General features: G+C 38.8%; 11 protein-coding genes and 3 pseudogenes. 6 read left to right on the top strand and 8 right to left on the bottom strand.

Going from position 1 to position 18983, the window contains the following annotated elements; all coding sequences use genetic code 11:
* Nucleotides 1–292, bottom strand: a pseudogene (locus tag AC5ELV_RS25615) (hypothetical protein); the annotation flags it as partial.
* Nucleotides 293–1357: 1065 nt separating this feature from the next.
* Between AC5ELV_RS25615 and AC5ELV_RS25620 the strand changes: the two are divergent.
* A complete protein-coding gene (locus AC5ELV_RS25620) occupies nucleotides 1358–1576 on the top strand; it encodes a hypothetical protein (protein WP_493432370.1) in 219 nt (72 codons plus the stop codon).
* A gap of 74 nt (nucleotides 1577–1650) precedes the next feature.
* On the opposite strand, the pseudogene AC5ELV_RS25625 reads toward AC5ELV_RS25620, so the two are convergent.
* A pseudogene (locus tag AC5ELV_RS25625) lies at nucleotides 1651–1808 on the bottom strand (IS5/IS1182 family transposase); the annotation flags it as partial.
* A gap of 322 nt (nucleotides 1809–2130) precedes the next feature.
* Between AC5ELV_RS25625 and AC5ELV_RS25630 the strand changes: the two are divergent.
* From AC5ELV_RS25630 to AC5ELV_RS25640, 3 genes and pseudogenes are all read left to right on the top strand, one after another.
* Entirely contained in the window at nucleotides 2131–3477 is a 1347-nt protein-coding gene (locus AC5ELV_RS25630) for a M48 family metalloprotease (protein WP_493432371.1), read from the top strand.
* A gap of 110 nt (nucleotides 3478–3587) precedes the next feature.
* Entirely contained in the window at nucleotides 3588–5147 is a 1560-nt protein-coding gene (locus tag AC5ELV_RS25635) for a cysteine desulfurase family protein (protein WP_493432372.1), read from the top strand.
* 654 nt (nucleotides 5148–5801) lie between these two features.
* Nucleotides 5802–7086, top strand: a pseudogene (locus tag AC5ELV_RS25640) (IS110 family RNA-guided transposase).
* A 483-nt stretch (nucleotides 7087–7569) separates the two neighbouring features.
* Here AC5ELV_RS25640 and AC5ELV_RS25645 read toward each other — a convergent pair.
* Entirely contained in the window at nucleotides 7570–9012 is a 1443-nt protein-coding gene (locus AC5ELV_RS25645) for a hypothetical protein (RefSeq protein WP_493432373.1), read from the bottom strand.
* A gap of 134 nt (nucleotides 9013–9146) precedes the next feature.
* Nucleotides 9147–11129, bottom strand: a complete 1983-nt coding sequence (locus AC5ELV_RS25650; RefSeq protein WP_493432374.1) for a M36 family metallopeptidase — start codon at nucleotides 11127–11129, stop codon at nucleotides 9147–9149.
* 183 nt (nucleotides 11130–11312) lie between these two features.
* Between AC5ELV_RS25650 and AC5ELV_RS25655 the strand changes: the two genes are divergently transcribed.
* On the top strand, nucleotides 11313–13331 hold the full coding sequence (locus AC5ELV_RS25655) for a M28 family metallopeptidase (RefSeq protein WP_493432375.1): 2019 nt from the start codon (nucleotides 11313–11315) through the stop codon (nucleotides 13329–13331).
* A gap of 17 nt (nucleotides 13332–13348) precedes the next feature.
* Complete coding sequence (locus AC5ELV_RS25660; RefSeq protein WP_493432376.1) at nucleotides 13349–13909, top strand: histidine phosphatase family protein; 561 nt, start codon at nucleotides 13349–13351, stop codon at nucleotides 13907–13909.
* A 1161-nt stretch (nucleotides 13910–15070) separates the two neighbouring features.
* On the opposite strand, the gene AC5ELV_RS25665 is transcribed toward AC5ELV_RS25660, so the two are convergent.
* The 4 genes from AC5ELV_RS25665 to glmS all read right to left on the bottom strand — a co-directional run bounded on the left by AC5ELV_RS25665 (nucleotide 15071) and on the right by glmS (nucleotide 18881).
* Nucleotides 15071–15370: a hypothetical protein gene (locus AC5ELV_RS25665; RefSeq protein WP_493432377.1), complete on the bottom strand. Its 300-nt coding sequence runs from the start codon at nucleotides 15368–15370 to the stop codon at nucleotides 15071–15073.
* A gap of 49 nt (nucleotides 15371–15419) precedes the next feature.
* On the bottom strand, nucleotides 15420–15719 hold the full coding sequence (locus AC5ELV_RS25670) for a hypothetical protein (protein WP_493432378.1): 300 nt from the start codon (nucleotides 15717–15719) through the stop codon (nucleotides 15420–15422).
* 810 nt (nucleotides 15720–16529) lie between these two features.
* Complete coding sequence (locus tag AC5ELV_RS25675; RefSeq protein WP_493432379.1) at nucleotides 16530–16868, bottom strand: helix-turn-helix domain-containing protein; 339 nt, start codon at nucleotides 16866–16868, stop codon at nucleotides 16530–16532.
* Nucleotides 16869–17048: 180 nt separating this feature from the next.
* Complete coding sequence (gene glmS, locus AC5ELV_RS25680; RefSeq protein ID WP_493432380.1) at nucleotides 17049–18881, bottom strand: glutamine--fructose-6-phosphate transaminase (isomerizing); 1833 nt, start codon at nucleotides 18879–18881, stop codon at nucleotides 17049–17051.
* Between the last annotated feature and the right edge of the window lie 102 nt (nucleotides 18882–18983).

Below are 18983 nucleotides of genomic sequence, written 5' to 3' on the forward strand. Positions count from 1 at the left end.
CAAGTTTCATTAGTTGCACACTCTGTAAATAGGTCTCTATGTTAAGACCTTGTAATGATTCTTTTACCACCAATCTACATTCTTCATAATCTTCAAATTCATTTCTTATGTAAATTGATTTTAGATCAGTTGGGGTATATCTAATGCTGAGGTTCCAACCGCCTTCTTTCAAAGCTCTTTCAAACCATTTCTCACGTATGGCTCTTGAGCAAGTATAAAAAACTTGCTGAAAACAGATACCGTGGGGTGTTACAAAAGCAATATCAAATATGCTAAGTGAATTTAGTGACATGAATTATTACACACCTTTCTCTATTCATATTATAGTCATTGTTAATTTTTTCATACATAAATCCCAAGGAATAATCGGTATACGGATAATTCGCGACTTTTATGTACCAAAATTAAAATGAGTATTTCTTATATATGGAGAAAATAAAGTATTAGACAAGAGTTGTTGATTTGACGCCGTTTTCGGTTTTGAAAACCGTCAGGTTTTGAGAAATAAGTTTAGACTGAGGCATCAAATGAGTCCTCAATAAGAATCGAGCCAGATAATAATGTATTAGACTCAGGAGCATCGAGGAGCTGCTGGCGTAATGACCGGCTGCCGATCGCTATGCTGGGTCTAATCTTTTATTTTTCAGCCTAATCCTTTATTTTCTTCTGATACCAGGAGGATGACCCGGTTATTGCGCTCGGGGGCAGCGTCGGATTGAGTGAGAAGGCCTGTGCTGCCATTTTCAGCGAGATTTTTGAGCGATTTCCGGATCAGAATTTTCATTTCCTAGGCTGCAGTCACCTCCAATAGTCATCGTGTACCTCAAGCCGCGACTTCTACCTACGTTTTTCTTCAGATTCCACCTTACGGTTGACACCCTTGTTCTCATATTCAAATTCAATAAAGTTGTGTACTAAAAACTAATGAAATATAACAAGAGCATTTCTTCTTAGTTAATAATTGACAAAAGCTCGATGAGCATGTATCATCGGGCTTTAAAAAAATTCAGAAGGCAATTAATTAGAGAGAGGCTGCGTATTAAAATCAAACCCTTGCTTTCAGTGTAAGACTTCTCCTGAAAGTTGAGAAAAGCGTCTATAAATCGATGAATCTCTGAAAACCAAGCCTCCAGCAAAAAAATTATCAGTGATGTGCTTGAGGACGAACTTGCATACTGCCAAAACCTGATCGCTATGCTTCAAGCGGTGGCGCTAGCAAAGTCCCCAAGATAAAGGAAACCTCAATCTGCTCAAAGACAATCATAGATAACCTTGAGCAACTACAGATCTCAGAAGCTCAGGATGCAAATGCGGGCCGAGAATTGCAAATTCGTCATTTTTCGGTTAAAAAATGTATATGGCTATAACAGCCAATCCGGTAATTATAGCAGCTGTGGTCACAACGGGTGAAAAGAACGATGGTAAGCAGTTAGACGCTGATCGTAAAAGCAGAGCGGCGAGTATGGACGTGGAGACGCTTATTGTTAATATGGCTTATTTGGAAAAAAACAACCTTGTTTATACCAAGGGTAATACACTTGATTTCATCGCCAAGCTGAATCCACTTATTACGTGAAGCGGTCGAAAGAATGAAAACAATTCAAATTAATAAGAGTTTTGCTCCCCAGATCTAATGCTCACCGACTAGTTTTTTCTTTTTTCTCCTTCGGTGTAGCATCCATATTTTATCGGCATCCCCTACACCTCTCTACATAAACGTAGTACGTATCACCTTGATTCTTACCCACACCTTTCTTTCCTTGCCGCGCTTTTCGGACTGCCATATGTCCAGCCTTGCACACATACATACATGGAACAAATGGTGTTCCATGTAAGCGAACTTCATAGAAAAAACAAAGTAACGTTACAATATTGAGGCAAAGAAGAGTGAGTTGAAACACAGACATGGGTATGACATAACGTCATCTTCAAGTCTTCTTGGCATGGAGTTACAAGAGCGATGACTCTTTTTAAAATTAACTTAAAAAGATTATTGAAACTGATGAAGTAATAACTAACCGTAAGCGGCCTGCCAAGGAGTGATAAGATAATCCAATTCAAAGATTATGTTTAAGCCAAATAAAATATGAACATATTATAAATGATAACAAAAGAAGGGATGATCGAATAATGGCAATAAGGGAATGTGAAGCTGCACATTGCAGTGGTGCAGATGCAGAAATTAATGAAATATGTAAACAAGAAGACTGGCCAATTGGTCATCCAGTCTTAACAAGAGACAGCCAGGGTCCATGTGTTTGTCAATGTTCTTGTTTTGCATTAAATACTCCAATATTTATTTCGAAAGGAAAATCAAAAGCAGTTCAAGATATTAAAAAAGGTGAATTTATTTATGCTGCTGGTTTGGATTTAGTATGGGAGCAAAAAAAAGTAGCATATAGTAATGGATCAAAAGGTAGTAAGACAACTAAACAACCCCAAACTATATTTATTAGCTTTGGTGAAAACCAACACCTGGTTGTTTTACCAGATACATTGTTTTTAGTGCCTGGAAAAAAGATGAAAAGAGCAGATAAACTGAACATATATGACGATTATTTAATTAATGAGAATGGTGAAAAAATAACTATCAATGGTATAGGGATAGGTGATTTTAGAGGTGGATTCCATCACATTGCCACGGATATCCAAGAACCAACAACAAATCTTGACGGACATTTAATAATAGCAAATGGAGTTGTATGCGGGGATTACACGTTACAGATTAAATATCATAGCGATGAATTTAAAAAAGAGTTCGATACAATGCTCACTGTAGGAACAAAGGAGTACACCGAAAAATATGGGGAGTTGGAAAGAAATTTGTTGAATAATGAATTTTTTATCTCCTCATCTGAATTATCTGTTGTAACCCCCCCAGATGATGCATATACCTTCATATCAAATGAGGACGCAAAAAAACATTTAGAGTCTGGGACTTTTAGAGCTTTCACAGACACTGTTTCAAGATCATGGATAGAGTATCTTTTTACTCAGTATGAATTGCATTATTCCGAAATTAACTTTTCTTTAGATTGGGATAGTGAAATAGTCAATGCTTATGCTTGGGAAACAGATGGGAAAAAATATGTCCAAATAAAGGGCGGTTTAGTAAGGTCAACTACTTTAGAGCTTGAAGGGCTTTCACTAGTTTTAGCACATGAAATAGGTCACCACTACGGAGGTGAACCAACATATGATGGGATACTATCCTGTGAAGGGCAGGCTGATTTTTATGGAGCGAGAAATGTGATGAGAGTTGTTTGGTTTGGAGAATTTTACATTGATGTTATGAAAAAGGCTATTAAGCAATTGGACGAATTTTTTAATGTGCCTTTCGGAATCTCTCACGAAAAAGCTTTTCTGCCAGAAGACACACATTTTATGAATGCATGTGGCCATCCTCCAGGAAACTGCAGAATTGAAACATACAATGCTGCTATTGATTTAAAACCAAAACCCAGCTGTGCAGGCTAGTATAACCAATTGAGCAGGCGCCTCATTATGGCGCATGCTCATAGTTGTATTACACTACTCATTAAATTTGATTTTAAGTTTGAAGTATATTGATTTAGGAGGTTGTATAAATGATAACAGATAACTGGATAGAACTAAAAGAGTATATCTCTAGATTTAAAAAAATATTGCGAATTAATACAATTATAAGCACAGATGTCTTTGTTTCTTGTGTTTTAGATCCTTCATACTTACACCACTTAATTATTGGTAAAAATATAGAATACTATTTTAATATTTTACTGAATACCCCCCCTGTAAAATTTAAAGATTACAACAATGAAAACCCTAATAACAAAACAGTTTTTCTCAAAAAAGCACATAAACTAATTGAAGAATTAGAAAAAAATAAACACCACGAGCTAAAAAAGAAAAAGTACAAGAAACAATTTGGGGATTTTTTTAAATATGAAAGGACTAAATCTACCTCAAAGTGCAATAAATGTTTAGATATTGATCCCTTGGATTTTAGAAAAGTATATCTTGACTATAGTGCTACAACTGACCTTAGACCTGAAGTAAAAAAGGTATTACAAAATTTTATTAAAAATAAGTATGGTTTTGAAAATCCAAGTAGTAACACTGCTCAAGGACAGTATCTTAGGGAACTTATTTTTGAGGCGAAGCAGCAGATTTCTTCAGACTTATTTGTGAAGCCTGAAAATATTATTTTTACAGGTTCGGGTTCTGAGGCAAATAATTTAGCAATAAAAGGGATGGCGTTTAGAAGATTACAGGAAAAGGGACATATAATTACTAGTAAAGTAGAACATGCTTCTATTTTGGAAACAATGAATTTTTTGTCCGATATTGGTTTTGAGATAACATACTTGGATGTTGATAAGGAAGGACTTGTGTGTCCTCAATCGGTTAAAAAAAATATTAAGAAGAACACATTTTTAGTTTCAATTATGGCTGTAAATAACGAGATAGGTTCAATTAACCCGATTAAAGAAATAGGTACTATATGTCTTGAACATAATATTTGTTTTATGGTTGATGCTATTCAGGCGTTTGGAAAGATGATAATAGATCCTGAAAAATCAGGTATATCTTTACTCTCTTTCTCTGGACATAAAATATATGCCCCTAAAGGGATCGGTGGGCTTTATATAAAGGAAGGATTGCAATTAACGCCTCAAATTCATGGTGGTGGACAAGAATTTGGTCTCCGTTCGGGAACAGAAAACATCTCTTCAATACTTGCTCTAGCAAAAGCCTCAAAATTAGCACATAATGAAATGGCTTATGAGAATAATAGATTGAAAGAGCTAAGGGAGTACTTTTTAAATATGCTGATTCAGATAGAACCTAAAGTAATTATTAATGGTTCAATAAGTAAATGTATATCTAATAATCTAAATATTGGATTCCCTAAAGTTGATAGTGGATCGCTTCTAAAGAACTTGAATAAACTTGGTATTAATGTTTCCCCAAGTTCTTCATGTAGTTCAAGAAAAAATGAAACCTCCCACGTATTAAAGGCAATAGGGGCTGATACAAAAAATTACGGCTCAATACGATTCAGTTTTGGGTTGAGCACTACAAAGGAAGATTTAGATTATGTAATACAACAATTACACCTAATAATTCCTTTATTGAAAAAGGGGACTACTATCGAGGCAGTATAGAACTGTAGATTCTTTTGTCACTTGGTTCTATTGTCCTCAAGGAAAATGAGCAAAGAGAGCTAGAGAAGGCTTTAGAGAAATACAGGCCTGAGGCCGAAGCGTCGGAACAATAAGCTAGATGTCCGGGCATGAGTGATGAAACGATTTACACAAAACACATCCTAATTTTTTTAAAAGTAGGAAGAAGATTGCCTAAATTTTTACAGGGTGATTGCTAAGGGGTTCCTGCTTTCCTTTTTGTCTTTATCGCACGAAGTAGTAAAATCAATAAATTCCAAGAAACATGGAGCGCCTCATTTCTGTTAAAGAAGTCCAGGAGGGGTTGCCTACTGGCCCCAAACCTATTAGGAGCGGTTGTTTCCCTGAGAGGTCACTGCACAATATATATATAAAATCCTCTAAGTATGTACCAGTTACCACAAACACTTTATAGAAGTCTTATATGCTCCACGTTAGACTCAGGGGTTAACCGGTACACATGATTTTAGCATGTTGTTTAAAAGCGGTAAAAGCCAATTTATTGAGCTATCGTTTCCCGTTAGAATTCCTATAAAACGAATAATTTGTCGTTTGATTAAAAACGAGCGCCTCGGTACGATGGGGTTACGCACGAGGTCATTGCCTCAAAAAGCCCATCCAGGAGGTCGCTCTGCTATGAAGTTTACAGCTCAGGACAGGCAAAATCAACTCATTCAAAACATTTCTCCATTCCATCTTGTTGCTGGTGTAGATATTGCTCAGGAAACGCATGTCGCCCGTGCAGTCAGTTTTCGAGGAATTGCACTGGGGACACCACTAGAGTTTGGCAGCCACCACGAAGGTTTTCAATAGTTTGCCCGTTGGACGAAGGACCTCCTTAAAACTTACCAACTCAACAAAGTCATCGTCGGTCTTAAACCTACTGGTCATTACTGGCTGAGCTTGGCATGCTGGCTCTCTTCGCAAGGGATAGTGGTTGTCCTTGTAAACCCACATTTGGTTAAAAGGAATAAAGAGAACCGCGATAATACCCCTTCCAAAAGCGACCGCAAGGATGTTTTTGTCATCGCGGATATGATTAAAAACGGTTCCCCAGTACGTTTCAACTCTGAGCCCTACGAGGAGCTTCGAATTCTTATGGCCAACAGGGATACAGTCACCCAAACGGTTGAACAGTCCCGTGAATCAGATTCATCGCTGAGTAGACATTGTTTTCCCTGAACTCCGTCAAGTCTTCAAAATCCTTATCTGTACCAGTGCTATCGATACGCTCAGACTCTTTCCCTTGCCAAAAGACATTTGTCAGTTAACCAAAGAGCATATCCTTGCGGGCTGGAAGTAAATGTGAAACATCATGCTGGTATTAAGCAGGCGGAGCAGCTCATTCACCTTGCCAAATGTAGTGTTGGCGCTACTTCAGTGCTCCAAGCATACAAACTGCATCTAGGGCAACTGCTTGAGGAATATGACTTGGCTCAGCGCCAGCTGAAACAAATTGAGTCGGAGCTGCAGGCCATCCTCAAATGTATTCCCTATGCACACAAGCTGCTTAAAATTCAGGGATTGAATGCAACAAGTTTGGCTGATGTTCTGGGAGAGGCTGGAGATCTGAGTGGCTATGCACACGGAAATGCTTTGTTACGACATGCCGGTCTCAATTTAGCGGAGGCCAGTTCCGGAAAATGGGGCGGTAAAATGACGCTTAGCAAACGAGGGCTCCCACGCCTCCGTCGTTTCCTCTATCTCATGACCATGTGTATGGTCATGACCAATCCGGATGTCAGAGCTTTGCACCATTTCAATGTTGAAACCAAGAAGCTCAAAAAAAATTAAATCCATCATGAAATTATGCGGCAAAATTGCCCGCATGCTTGTCGCTCTGGCCAAAACCGGCAGTGCCTACGATTCAGCTAAGGTCTTTCCAGAAGCAGCATATAATCGCATGATTCTCACCGATTGATGTATTCGCAGGATAACAAGAAGCACGGAGTATCGGGAGACATTAAGCAAAAGGGCTTGGACCCGTTCCGTTAGAAAGACCGACCCCCACCCCTTAGTTAAGATGTGACGAAGGAATGAAAGGGCTATGCCCCGTTGAGACATGGGAGGGTGAAGTGGAGACGTGCATATATGGTATAATATGGGTGGTCCTATTTCACCCTTGTTTCGTCATGCCCTTTCTACAAATCCCAGCTACTACCTCCGCCCTTGCCTTCTTCCTCCACGTTAACTACAGAGTAAAATCCTGCGAATTCATGAGTTTGAGTGAGGAAATTGAATCATTTCGAGGGAGCTTAATGGTTACAACTAAGAAAAGAACGACAATGGATCATATTCTTGGATCTTTTCGATGATCGGTACATATTGTTGACACCAGATTACAACTATCGCCAATCGGACAATGTTCTTGTCACCCGACATTTGCGTTTGCTGGCCTATCCCATTAAAACCAGGTTAGAGGCGGTACTGATCTATGTTGGTCAAGTTCGAAACTTTGTGGCTTCACACCATAAATGATCTCATTTACTTCTTCCATCTTAGCAATTGAATGATCATCACTATGTGAATGTATCGGCCCATCCCATGGGCGATCATTTAAAACCCATTTATCACTTTTGAACCACGGGACACCATCAATCTGTATCTTTTCAATCTGCCCTCTATGAACAGTTTCATGAGCTTCAAACCAGTCATTGATTCTATCGTCCACCCAGCCGTGTAGTCTCCAGAAAACAGGGTTTACGTGAGCTGAATAAGTGTCCCCTAAAAAATCATAACTGGTTCGATCCCATTTTAATGCGTCTATATCGCGCTCATCACGGCCAGTTGGAATCGGAACGAAATCTTTGTCCCTAGGAACTGAAGCCCATCTTATGTGCATATCGTTATGCACTGACCACTCAATTAATGAGCCCAGTTCATAAAGTGTCAAAGTTGCAAGATATTGCGGATTTTTAAAATTCCGATCCCACCATTTCATTCTTGACCAATAATGTCCATCACTTTTCAACTGTGCATTGCGTCTATCGAACTCTTCGTTACCTGTAATCCATAATGGTGGAACTGTGAATCCATCCGGATTACCCGGTGGAAAAACAGAAATATTACCATTATCAAATTTCGGTTCGATCAGATAAGGACCAGGGGCAGGAATAACGCTCCATCCTTTTATTGGTTCCGTCATCATCGAGTTAACATGCATAATCATTTTGCGATGCATGAACAGAAAATCCTCACCTGAACCATTTAATACAATAGGATCTTCATATGGTGTTATGGATGGCCGTTCGTCATCTATCTCACCAGGTTGCCATCCCCTTTTTCTAATTTCATTTTTCTTTGTTTCATCCAGTCTAGTCCATCTGTCTCTTACGCTGTGCCAAACACTATGATGCAATCTGTGCATTCTTGTTGAAAGCATAGACAGCACATTTTCTGGCAACGGAATTACATAGCTAGGTTCTAAAAACTCATGCTTCACAGCAATAAATGAACCAACTACCCCAGCAGGCTTTCCATCGTGAGGTACACTTCGAATAACTGTACCAGTCATTATTGTTTTCTTCTCTGTCCCGTCTATCCAGTTTGGTGTAATTTCTCCATTATAATCATAGACCCAACCTTCAGCATCAGTTTTGTTAACCCCTGTACCTTGGAATCTTAAATTACTTTTCTCAATCGAACCATGAATAAATAACCTTGCATCTTTCGGGTCCGGTTTCTCAGATCGAAAGGCTAACTGGCCACGAATCGTGCCTGGTTCAAATTTCATTTCGAAGACTAGTTCACCTTCGCCAAATTTTATTTTGTTAAAATCTCCAACTTCTTCAGGAACATTAAGAAAGCTACGGTATGTCCATACTCCTGCAAGCTGTTCATTTATCATTTTAATGGCATCCCTTCTCTTGGAAGATAATAAACTTATCTTCACTTTATTGTGCTGTCGGATGTGATTGTCAAAAATTATAAGGCTCACTCAACTTAGTAAGCCTTATTTTTCACGTAAAGCCAAGGGGCTGTTTAGATATTCTGTGGCAGTTCAAAATCTGCAACTATTCCATTTAAGGTCGCTCCATTACTTCTTGCATTAGGACCCATACCAAATTTACTAAAAGCTTTCCAGGCACATTGATTTGCTGTTTTAAAATCATCTTCACTGAGTTGATTAATTAATCTTAGGTCTCGAATTGCATTTAACATATTATCTCGTGCATCGATTAAACTTGGATTTGCACGAGAAATTTTTAAACTGTCAATTACAGTTCTCCAAGCCAAGTTATAACCTTTATCCTTCCCTAATTTTTCTACTAATCTTCGATTTAAATACATTAACGTAGCGCACCAGATTTCACCAATATTATGTTCGTCATCTTCAGTGTACCGTCCCGTTCCGAGATCGCCAAAGTGATCGGGAAAATCATCATCATACTTAAATTCACGAATTCCTCTATTATTATTAACTACCCAAGCTCCTGTAACCACTTTTTCTTGTGTACGACTGAAATTCTGAATTGTAAGAGCAAAGTAATCACTCCAACCTTCACTCATTCCACGACTTTGTGACATGTCTAAAGAGTTTTGATCCAACGGTCCCCCAACAAGTCTATTCGTTACACCATGAGTGTACTCATGGAATACCACATCAGCGTCTAGCGCCGTATGGCGATTAGTAGAAGACACGACACCTAGGTTCATTATCGGATTTCTTCCATCAGCAGGTGTCCTCATGTTTGCTGTCCCAAAGACAGGTGCAGAAAACACATTTACTTTTAGATAATCTTTCTCTAAACCTAATCCAGTAGAGTTATAATCCTGAAAATTCCCGGATTTTTCATCGAAACCAAGCATATAAAAGAAATCATGCATATAGTTGCAAAAATAGAAGGCATTAAGTATTTTCTGTTCATCGCCAGAATCATCTGAAGGTATAAATGTAACCTTTCCATTGTCTACTTTTCCTTCCATTGGGACAGCCTGCATACATTCAACGATTGAAACGTTTGAGTCACACATCAATGACTGAGTACTGTTTCCTTTGGTATTGGTTTCCTCTACCCAATCAACAGGAAACGTAGTAGGAAGTGCCGATGATGGTTTGACTGGATATTCAGTTATGGGTCTCGGGAATGTAAAGAGTCTTCGTTGTTCCCCACCGTTAAACTCGAATACACTTCCTTCAGCCTTCATATGAAAACTTTTCCTTTGACAGAGTAAAACCTCGCTCGATTGTTTCTGATCAGCTGCTACAATAAATTCATACTGCTCCTTAGTATCTTGAAGGGTAATTGCAAAGTGCCAAGCTAAACGTGATTTTGGATATTGTGGGAATATCGTTAAATGTGCTGTGATGTTTTCTTCAAACACTCCTTTGTCTAATACTGTGTACTGCGCAGGGGATGGAAACGTAGTTAATACTTTAGGGAAATATCCTGCTGTATTGATTTTTACATTTGGAAGTGGTTGCCCCCACCCATTCACTTGACCTTCAGTTGAAGTCTGGTTAGCAATAATATACTCATTTGCTGCTACTATTGCTGAATCCACAGCAATTTCAGGTATGAGGTTGATTTCTTCATTTATACTCACATTATCCCCAACAATGTCTTCAAGAGTGCCATTTTCCTTAAATCGACAGGTTCTAGACATTTGATAAACCGGTATCCCGCGATAAACTTGATGCAAATGAACAACAGATGTATTTGCACTTGTTTTGATTACCCGAGGATCCGGAACAAATTCCATTCCTTCCGTTACTGAATCCCTAGAAAACCCCAAGACAGAAGAATTATGATTAACCGCTTTAATTGCCCTTGTTATGAAGGACTCATCAGTATTTGACGCCTCAAGATCCAACATTACAAATGCAACATTCCCTGTTAACGGATTTATTGTGGATTTTGAGTTTTCTTTCTTCAACTCGGGATCACTGAAGGATTCATCCGATCGATTAAGATGCATCTCGTTAGTAAAATGGTAAATTCTTTTATCAATTTGTTTAATCATAATTCTGTTATCTCCTTAAGCGCTATATTGAAATTTTGTGTTTAACAATCGGACCATATTTTTTACAAGTACTTACAAAATAACCGATGAAATAAAACCCAATTAGTCCACTTTTTAATTATCATAAATATGAATAAGGTTTGAGATATTAATTGCGAATACATATTGAAAGGGGATAACTTAATGTCAACCAATATAAGATCAATTATTTTTTTGTTTGACCAATCGTTCGGCATGCTTCGTTTTAGTGAGGAAAGTGAAGTAGTTGGAGTTGATTTCCTTCCGGGAATCGCCACATTGATGGAAAGCTTACAACGTTTTGATGTAGAAATGTTTGTGTTCTTGCCTGAAGCATCTGAATCTGTGGAAAATTTGAAGGATTATTTCCCTCAATTTAATCGAATTGTCATTTATCAAAATAAAAGCGTGCTTCAGCACGAGTTAACCCCATATCTTGTACATGCTGATTCAACGATTTTAGTTTCTTCCGATCGCGTCTTAAGAGGTTTAGCTGCTGAATTGGGTTTTATATCCACTCCCCATCTCCAAGTAGCCTTAAACATATTGAATAATAAGATATCTGAAATGGTTCAGATTTTTGGATCAAAAGAACAATGTAGAAGTATAAGTGACGGGTTACCCTATTTCTATTACGAAATTGAAGATAGTCGTTGGTGTATGCTTTCAGTTATGGTGGAGGAGTCCTTTCTAGCATTACAAAAAAATGGGATTAGAGTAGAAAAATTATCTATAGATTTGTCAACTGAAGATCCGATCTTCGTAGAGATTGAAGAATGGAATAAGGAAACGGAGGAACTTCTGAAGAAGCATAAAGTACTATCCATCGAGGGTAGAAAGATCATTATTGCGTTAGGCCCCGCTGAGCTCAATGAATCCCTGCATGTACATGGGCCGAACGGTCATGCACATCCACAACTGCTTTTACCCAGTCCAGAAATGTTGTATCCAGTTCACGATTTTAGGAAAGATAATAAAGGTGTTACCAATACCGATTTTAGTGAATTGAAAATTACTGCTTCTACTCCAGAATCCTTTGAAGCTACAGTAAACCGTTACAGTGGAAAACTAGACATAGACCATGACGGACCCATTAGATCTCGTCATGTTTTACATCCTGATAATGTCAGAGTAATTCATGCACTTCAACAGGATTTATCTGAACTTGGATTATGTCCAACCGTACATCGTTTTAACTTCAATGGGATTTCTTTAAATAACGTAATTGCTGATTTACCCGGTACCGTACCTTCCACTTTTGAACTAAATGTTAAAGAAAAACTAAGAGGACTATTTCAACAATATCCTAACCCTATCCCCATTGAAAATTGGTTACCTTCCGTTAAAAATATTGTTGGAAATGAATGGTTTACATTAAAAATCACAAATGATGCACATCCCATTGCTCTAAGAAGATCAATAGAGGATTCGTTTGGGTTAAGTCCTTGGTATCCATGGTGGTTGCAATCTTGTGCCCTTCCAGAACCAGAGGCTAAATTAATTATTGTAGGATGTCATTTGGATTCTACGGCTGCTAATGATAGCATCTACCATCCTGATTCTGATCCCGCGCCTGGCGCAGATGATGATGCTTCTGGAATAGCGGCTGTTTTGTCAATTGCTAAGTGTCTATTGGAGTATAGGGAGCGGCTAACTCATACCGTCCGATTTTGTTTTTTTAATGCTGAAGAGTCAGGACTTGTTGGCAGCAAGGTATATGCATCTATGCTTAAAGCGACAGGCGCACCCGTCAAAGCTGCAATATGTATAGATATGATTGGCTTCAACAGTGATCGAAACCATCTGTTTGAAATCCATGCGGGTCATAATGATGCAGATATTCGGAATGCTTCTTTACCTATAGCTCAAACCATAGCAAATCATGCTGTTCGAGTACCATCTCTGTCCCCACCTCAAATCTATCAAGGGACAAGCACTGTTACTAACCCTGACCGAACTTTATTCGATGGTGCGATCGGTAGAAGTGACCATGCATCTTTCCATCAGCAAGGGTATCCGGCTGTTGTTGTTTCTGAAGATTTTTTTATCAATTTGCCATTCGAACCCGTTGATGACCCAAATCCAAATTATCACCATGCAAGCGATTTGTTTATCGATGCTTCTTATGGGTCGAGCATAACAAATGTGTTAGCCAATGCAGTGTTAGAACTCGCCAGAAAATAAATTAGGAGTGTTTTTATATGGAGCAAAACTCAACTATTTACGTTATTCGACACGGTGAGGCAAGTTCTAACGAACCAGATGCACCGCTGACCGAAGATGGCCAGATGCAGGCTCAACAACTTGCTGAATTTTTATCTCGGATCACCAATATTGAGAATAGTCGATTAATTAGCAGTCCTTATTTGAGAGCAAGCAAAACGGCTGAAATTGTTGCGGCACGAATAAACCAAACGTTCTCCAAAGATAAAAGACTACAAGAACGTAATATAGGCGATTACCAGGGGAGTAACTTATTTGAAGATTTAAAGAAACACTTTTCCGATACGAATCATAGATTTCCAAACGGTGAATCTAACGGAGAAGTACGTGTTCGTGCAACCAGCCTAATAGATGAAATAAGACATGATAATCAACATCCCACTTTCTTGTTTACCCATCGTTTGACAATGATGATCTTGTTTAATCATTACGATCAAAATTGGGATTTTGATAAGGGAGTCTCAATAACTAACCCTGATGTGTATGAATTACAATTTGTTGATGAAAGACCTAGCATTAGACGAGTTTGGAATGTGTAATTAATTTTCAGGAGGAGAGAATTTACCTTCACATTAATTCTGCTCCTTCTTATCCTACTAGGACCGATTCAGTATTAGATCTGCTTGATCTCGAATAAAAGCGACCCAATTTCTTCAAAACAAAAATGCTGCTGGCGTAAGAATGTAAAAAATGGCATCAGAAAAGGGAAACAGCCCCCTCTCGTCTTCTTCAATACACGTCCCATGTCAAAGCGAAACGCCACTCTACATCTTTCACGATCCATATCGGTTCATGCTATCAATCCTTTGTTCAACATCGCGCAGTACCCTCTCCATTTCCTTGCCCAGGCGCTCTGTGATGATGAGCTTCTCATCCCAACCTCAAAATGGGTCACAGTAACGTCGAAATACTTTCGAACAATGAAGCTCCGTGCTTGACCATGCTTCCGCCTTTGGCGTTTCGGTCATTCAAAAAAGCCCCATCATTTCCACTTATATCACTATCTAATCGGAAATGACACAATGTTCTTGTCCCCCGACACATCAGCAGCTCCCTACGAAATGTATTAAAGTATTCTGCCCGGTAGCTTAACGAAAATGGAGCAGTTGTCAACCGGCAAACTACTCCATGACGTTCTAAACTAACGTGTCTCGTTAACGTAACGTTACTTTATAGAATTAACCCTGTATGTTCTATGATGACTTAAGCCATGAAACGTCATATCCCATCTTACTAACAATCTCGAGTCCATCTTGGAACTCTATAATGTTTTCTCCAGTCCATCCATTTCCTAAGCCATGGAAGATGAACTTCTTGGATAATGTAAATTATAATTTTCTAAATTGTTTGTATCTTTATTCTTTAAGGAGACACCAACTAATAGCGGGCCCCCTGTAATAGGATCATCCCAAGTACAAAAAAGGAATGTACACGTTAAATTTTTCAAGCCTTTAAAGATATCTTTGGAGAAATATTACTTAAATGTTGATTATACTTTTGATTAATCACATAAGTATTCCTTTTCACCTACAATAATTTCCCTTGCCTTTTTCTTCATTGTCTAAGCACCTATTGAATTTGTTTGGTTGGATTTAGCCTATGTCAGTTTAATCTCTTCAAATGAAATTATTGAAATTCAGGCGAGTAATTAACCTCATTTGTACTCTTACAACTCTAGTTACGTTACCTGTTCAGCTTATTTACGGATTATTACCAACACCAACCACGACTGAAAAAATCCCCTCTTCATCGTGATTCAATATGACGATAAAGGTGCCTGGCACAGATTCTGGATTATTTGCTGCATCAAGTTCATACCAACCCTTCAACCGTTCTGAAAGGAGCTTGCTCTCGTAATGGATAACATCCCGTCCCTCGTCGACCTTATACTCCTTGACCTTAACAGCGTCACTTGGAATTACTGAAGAAGCCTCGCGTATAGCTTCCTTTACAGAACGCTTTGGCGTATCCGTAGCTTCAAATGACAGGATTACATTCAAAGCTGTGTTTTTCTTTGTAACGTCATCTTCGGCATAAATAGCAAGAAAACTATTGTTCTGATAAGAACCAATGCTTTTTATCGTATGGTATTGAGGTGATGAGTCCAATTGAAGTTTCTGTTTTCCCAACAAGTAGGTAGTACTGACCGTCTCTCATAACTAAAGTGCCTGGAGGTTGCTTCTTTTCTTCTTCCGTTAATTCTAAATCAGGTTCATATTCAACACGAATATCTTTAAATCTGTAGATTTCTTTCCATCTTTCAAAGTTGATATTTTCTCTATTTGATATAGCTTCAATTATCTGTTCAGCGTCCTGTAATACAATTTCATAATTATACGAATAGAGCAAACGAACTTTTCCAAGTAACTTTCCGCTGTGAGCATTTCGGTATGCCGCATTGAATGCAATAGCGATTTAAAATGTTCTGTTCTCTAAAACGTGATAAATCGTCAGTGCTGCAACATGCTTGCTATCATGAACTACCTTATCAAAATTCCAGCCTTTATAAGTATTCTTAATTTTCTTTAATAAGAAAAGGTTTGATATTGAGCAATTAAAACCATCATTATCAAGGTGCCCAATGATATAATCCTTATTGTATGCTTCTTTCCGAAATTCTTCCCCGAAATGATAATCAAATGAGATTTGATGTAATGTTTTCTTATATTCATTTGAATACGGATATTTGTATTTCTTTTTAACTTCCTCATTTTCAGGAATTCTAAATCTAGCATTTCTGATTAAGTCGTACATTCCAGGAGTATAGTCTACAAATGCTAGTTTATCTGTCCCACTAATGCTTATGGATATTTTATCATTCCATACTTCTAAGACTACTTGATCTTTTTTATCAATAAAATTTCACCTTTCATATCGAGCTTCGCAAACACTTCAGTATTTTACACATTCGTTAAATAGGTAGAAATATCCTGCCCGTTAGTTCAATAAAAGGACGCGCTCCCATGCCTTCGCTTAGGCTACGTCCTTCTCCTACATTCCATTTCCAATATTTAATTAAAGAACGTATGCGGGTAGCATGTAATGCTTAATAAGGAACTCTATCTTAATCAAACACTAAGAAAACACTTTATTTTTCAGCCTAATACTTTGTTTTCTTTTTACATTTATGACATATTATCAAGAAGCTACCATGAAAGATTAGTACCGAACAATTTTCAGTTTTATAAAATCAATAATTTCATCTCTATCTTCTTTAGTAAGTTCTCGAAACAAAGAAATAAGTTCTAATTCCTGAGCTTCAATGGAAAAATTAAAAATAGTATTCTTTGATATAGGCGTATCTCCAAAGATTAACCACTCTATATGGGAATTGAAGTTTTCTTTAATTGCTATAAGTATATCAAGAGAGGGTCTGTATTTATCTTGCTCCAGCTCACTCAACGTTCCTTGAGAAATTCCAATTATATTTGCAAACTTTATTTGATTTAAGTTGTTTGTTTTTCTAATAGTTCGAATTCGTTGGCCTATTGTAGACATAATTGCCTCCCTAAGCTAAAAAGATCCCGATATATCATCGGGATCTTTCTTGATGTTTGTAAAATGACTAGTTCCAGACTTTTTTTACTGGTTCCACAGTTTTTTTATTGGTTCCATACATCTTTTACTGGTTCCACACTTTTTTATCACCAGACATTAGTTCAGCATTTTACTAAATGGTTATTCTACGGTAACGCTTTTCGCCAGGTTACGTGGTTTGTCAACATCATGACCCAGTGCAAGAGAAGCGTAGTAAGCCAACAGTTGGAGAGATACAACCGAAATTGCAGCAGACAGAATTGGAAGTGTCTTCGGAATGGCGAAAACCTGATCCACGGACTTCAGCAACTCAACTGCGTGCTCTTCGTACGTAATCGCAAGAACATCTGCGCCACGAGCCTTGACTTCCTTAATGTTGCTCACAGTTTTCTCCAACACGGATTCCTGTGTTACCAAAGCGATAACCGGAATGCCGTCTTCGATCAATGCCAGTGTACCATGCTTCAATTCACCCGCAGCATAAGCCTCGGAATGAATGTAGGAGATTTCCTTGAGCTTCAGGGAGCCTTCCTGTACTACAGCATAGTCCTGACCGCGACCAATAAAGAACAGGTGCTTGTGGCTTGCAATTTGCTCAGCATAGGCTTTGATCGAATCTGCTTTACCCAGCATCTCTTCCACTTGCTCTGGCAGGGATTCCATGGCAGCCAGCACATGAGCTACCTGCTCATCCGTTTGTGTGCCACGTACTTGAGCGAGATACAGACCAAACAGATAGAACGCAATCAACTGCGAAGAATATGCTTTAGTGGAGGCTACGGCAATTTCCGGTCCTGCCAGTGTAACCAACACATCATCTGCATCACGGGCGATGGAGCTACCGACTACGTTTGTAATCGCCAGTACATGAGCGCCGTTTGCTTGTGCTTCACGCAGTGCTGCCAACGTGTCAGCAGTTTCACCGGATTGGCTCACCACGATCACCAATGTCTCTGGTGTTACGATAGGTGAACGATAACGATATTCGGAAGCCACATCATTTTCTACCGGTATACGAGCCAGACTTTCAATAACTGTACGACCAATCAAACCAGCATTGTAAGCTGTACCACACGCAACAATTTGAATATTGCGGATATTTTTAATTTGTTCTTCTGTCAGCTTCAGCTCAGGAAGAACAACCTTTTTAGTATCTTTATCAATACGGCCCAACATTGTGTCACGATAAGCCTTAGGCTGCTCGTGAATTTCTTTCAGCATGAAATGCTCATAGCCGCCTTTTTCCGCTGTTACAGCATCCCATTCGACATGAATCATTTCCCGAGAAATAAATTGGCCTTCGATTGTCATTAATTCGACAGCATCACTGGTCAAAACAGCCATTTCGCCATCGTTCAAAATAAATACATTGCGTGTATATTTCAGAATAGCCGGAATGTCGGAACCGATAAAGTTCTCGCCTTCTCCCACACCTATAACCAGCGGGCTAGCTTGACGAACAGCAACCAGCTTATTAGGCTCATGCTCTGTCAGCACACCCAGTGCAAAAGCACCGCGCATAAAGGTAATTGCTTTTTGTACTGCTTTAACGATATCCCCTTTATATTCACGCGCAACCAGATGGGAAATAATTTCCGTGTCCGTCTCAGAAATAAAGGTATGACCTTCGCTGATCAGCTGCTCCTTCAGTTCCAGATAGTTCTCAATAATTCCGTTGTGAACTACAGAGAACTTTTGGCTCTCATCCAAATGTGGATGGGAGTTTTCATCAGAAGGTTTACCGTGCGTTGCCCAACGTGTATGTCCGATGCCTGCATGGCCTACCAACGGCGTACCATCCAGTTTAGCTTCCAGATTCGCCAGACGACCTTTAGCCTTGGCTACTTGCAATCCTGAATCTGTAAACACGGCAATACCCGCAGAGTCATAACCGCGATACTCCAGCTTCTTCAATCCGTCAATTAATACCTCTTGCGTATTCTGATTACCAATATATCCTACAATGCCACACATATTCGTTATCCTCCCGATCATCATTTCACAAGACGACTCATCACAGGACTAACGTGTGCGGTAGATTGTGGAATAAAGTTCATTCATCTATGAAGTTGTCAA

It is taken from the genome of Paenibacillus sp. NMA1017 (assembly GCF_058895805.1).

Coding starts and splice junctions, on each gene's coding strand:
- AC5ELV_RS25620 (WP_493432370.1), top strand. CDS start 1,358: ATGGCTATAACAGCCAATCCGGTAATTATAGCAGCTGTGGTCACAACG.
- AC5ELV_RS25630 (WP_493432371.1), top strand. CDS start 2,131: ATGGCAATAAGGGAATGTGAAGCTGCACATTGCAGTGGTGCAGATGCA.
- AC5ELV_RS25635 (WP_493432372.1), top strand. CDS start 3,588: ATGATAACAGATAACTGGATAGAACTAAAAGAGTATATCTCTAGATTT.
- AC5ELV_RS25645 (WP_493432373.1), bottom strand. CDS start 9,012: ATGATAAATGAACAGCTTGCAGGAGTATGGACATACCGTAGCTTTCTT.
- AC5ELV_RS25650 (WP_493432374.1), bottom strand. CDS start 11,129: ATGATTAAACAAATTGATAAAAGAATTTACCATTTTACTAACGAGATG.
- AC5ELV_RS25655 (WP_493432375.1), top strand. CDS start 11,313: ATGTCAACCAATATAAGATCAATTATTTTTTTGTTTGACCAATCGTTC.
- AC5ELV_RS25660 (WP_493432376.1), top strand. CDS start 13,349: ATGGAGCAAAACTCAACTATTTACGTTATTCGACACGGTGAGGCAAGT.
- AC5ELV_RS25675 (WP_493432379.1), bottom strand. CDS start 16,868: ATGTCTACAATAGGCCAACGAATTCGAACTATTAGAAAAACAAACAAC.
- glmS (WP_493432380.1), bottom strand. CDS start 18,881: ATGTGTGGCATTGTAGGATATATTGGTAATCAGAATACGCAAGAGGTA.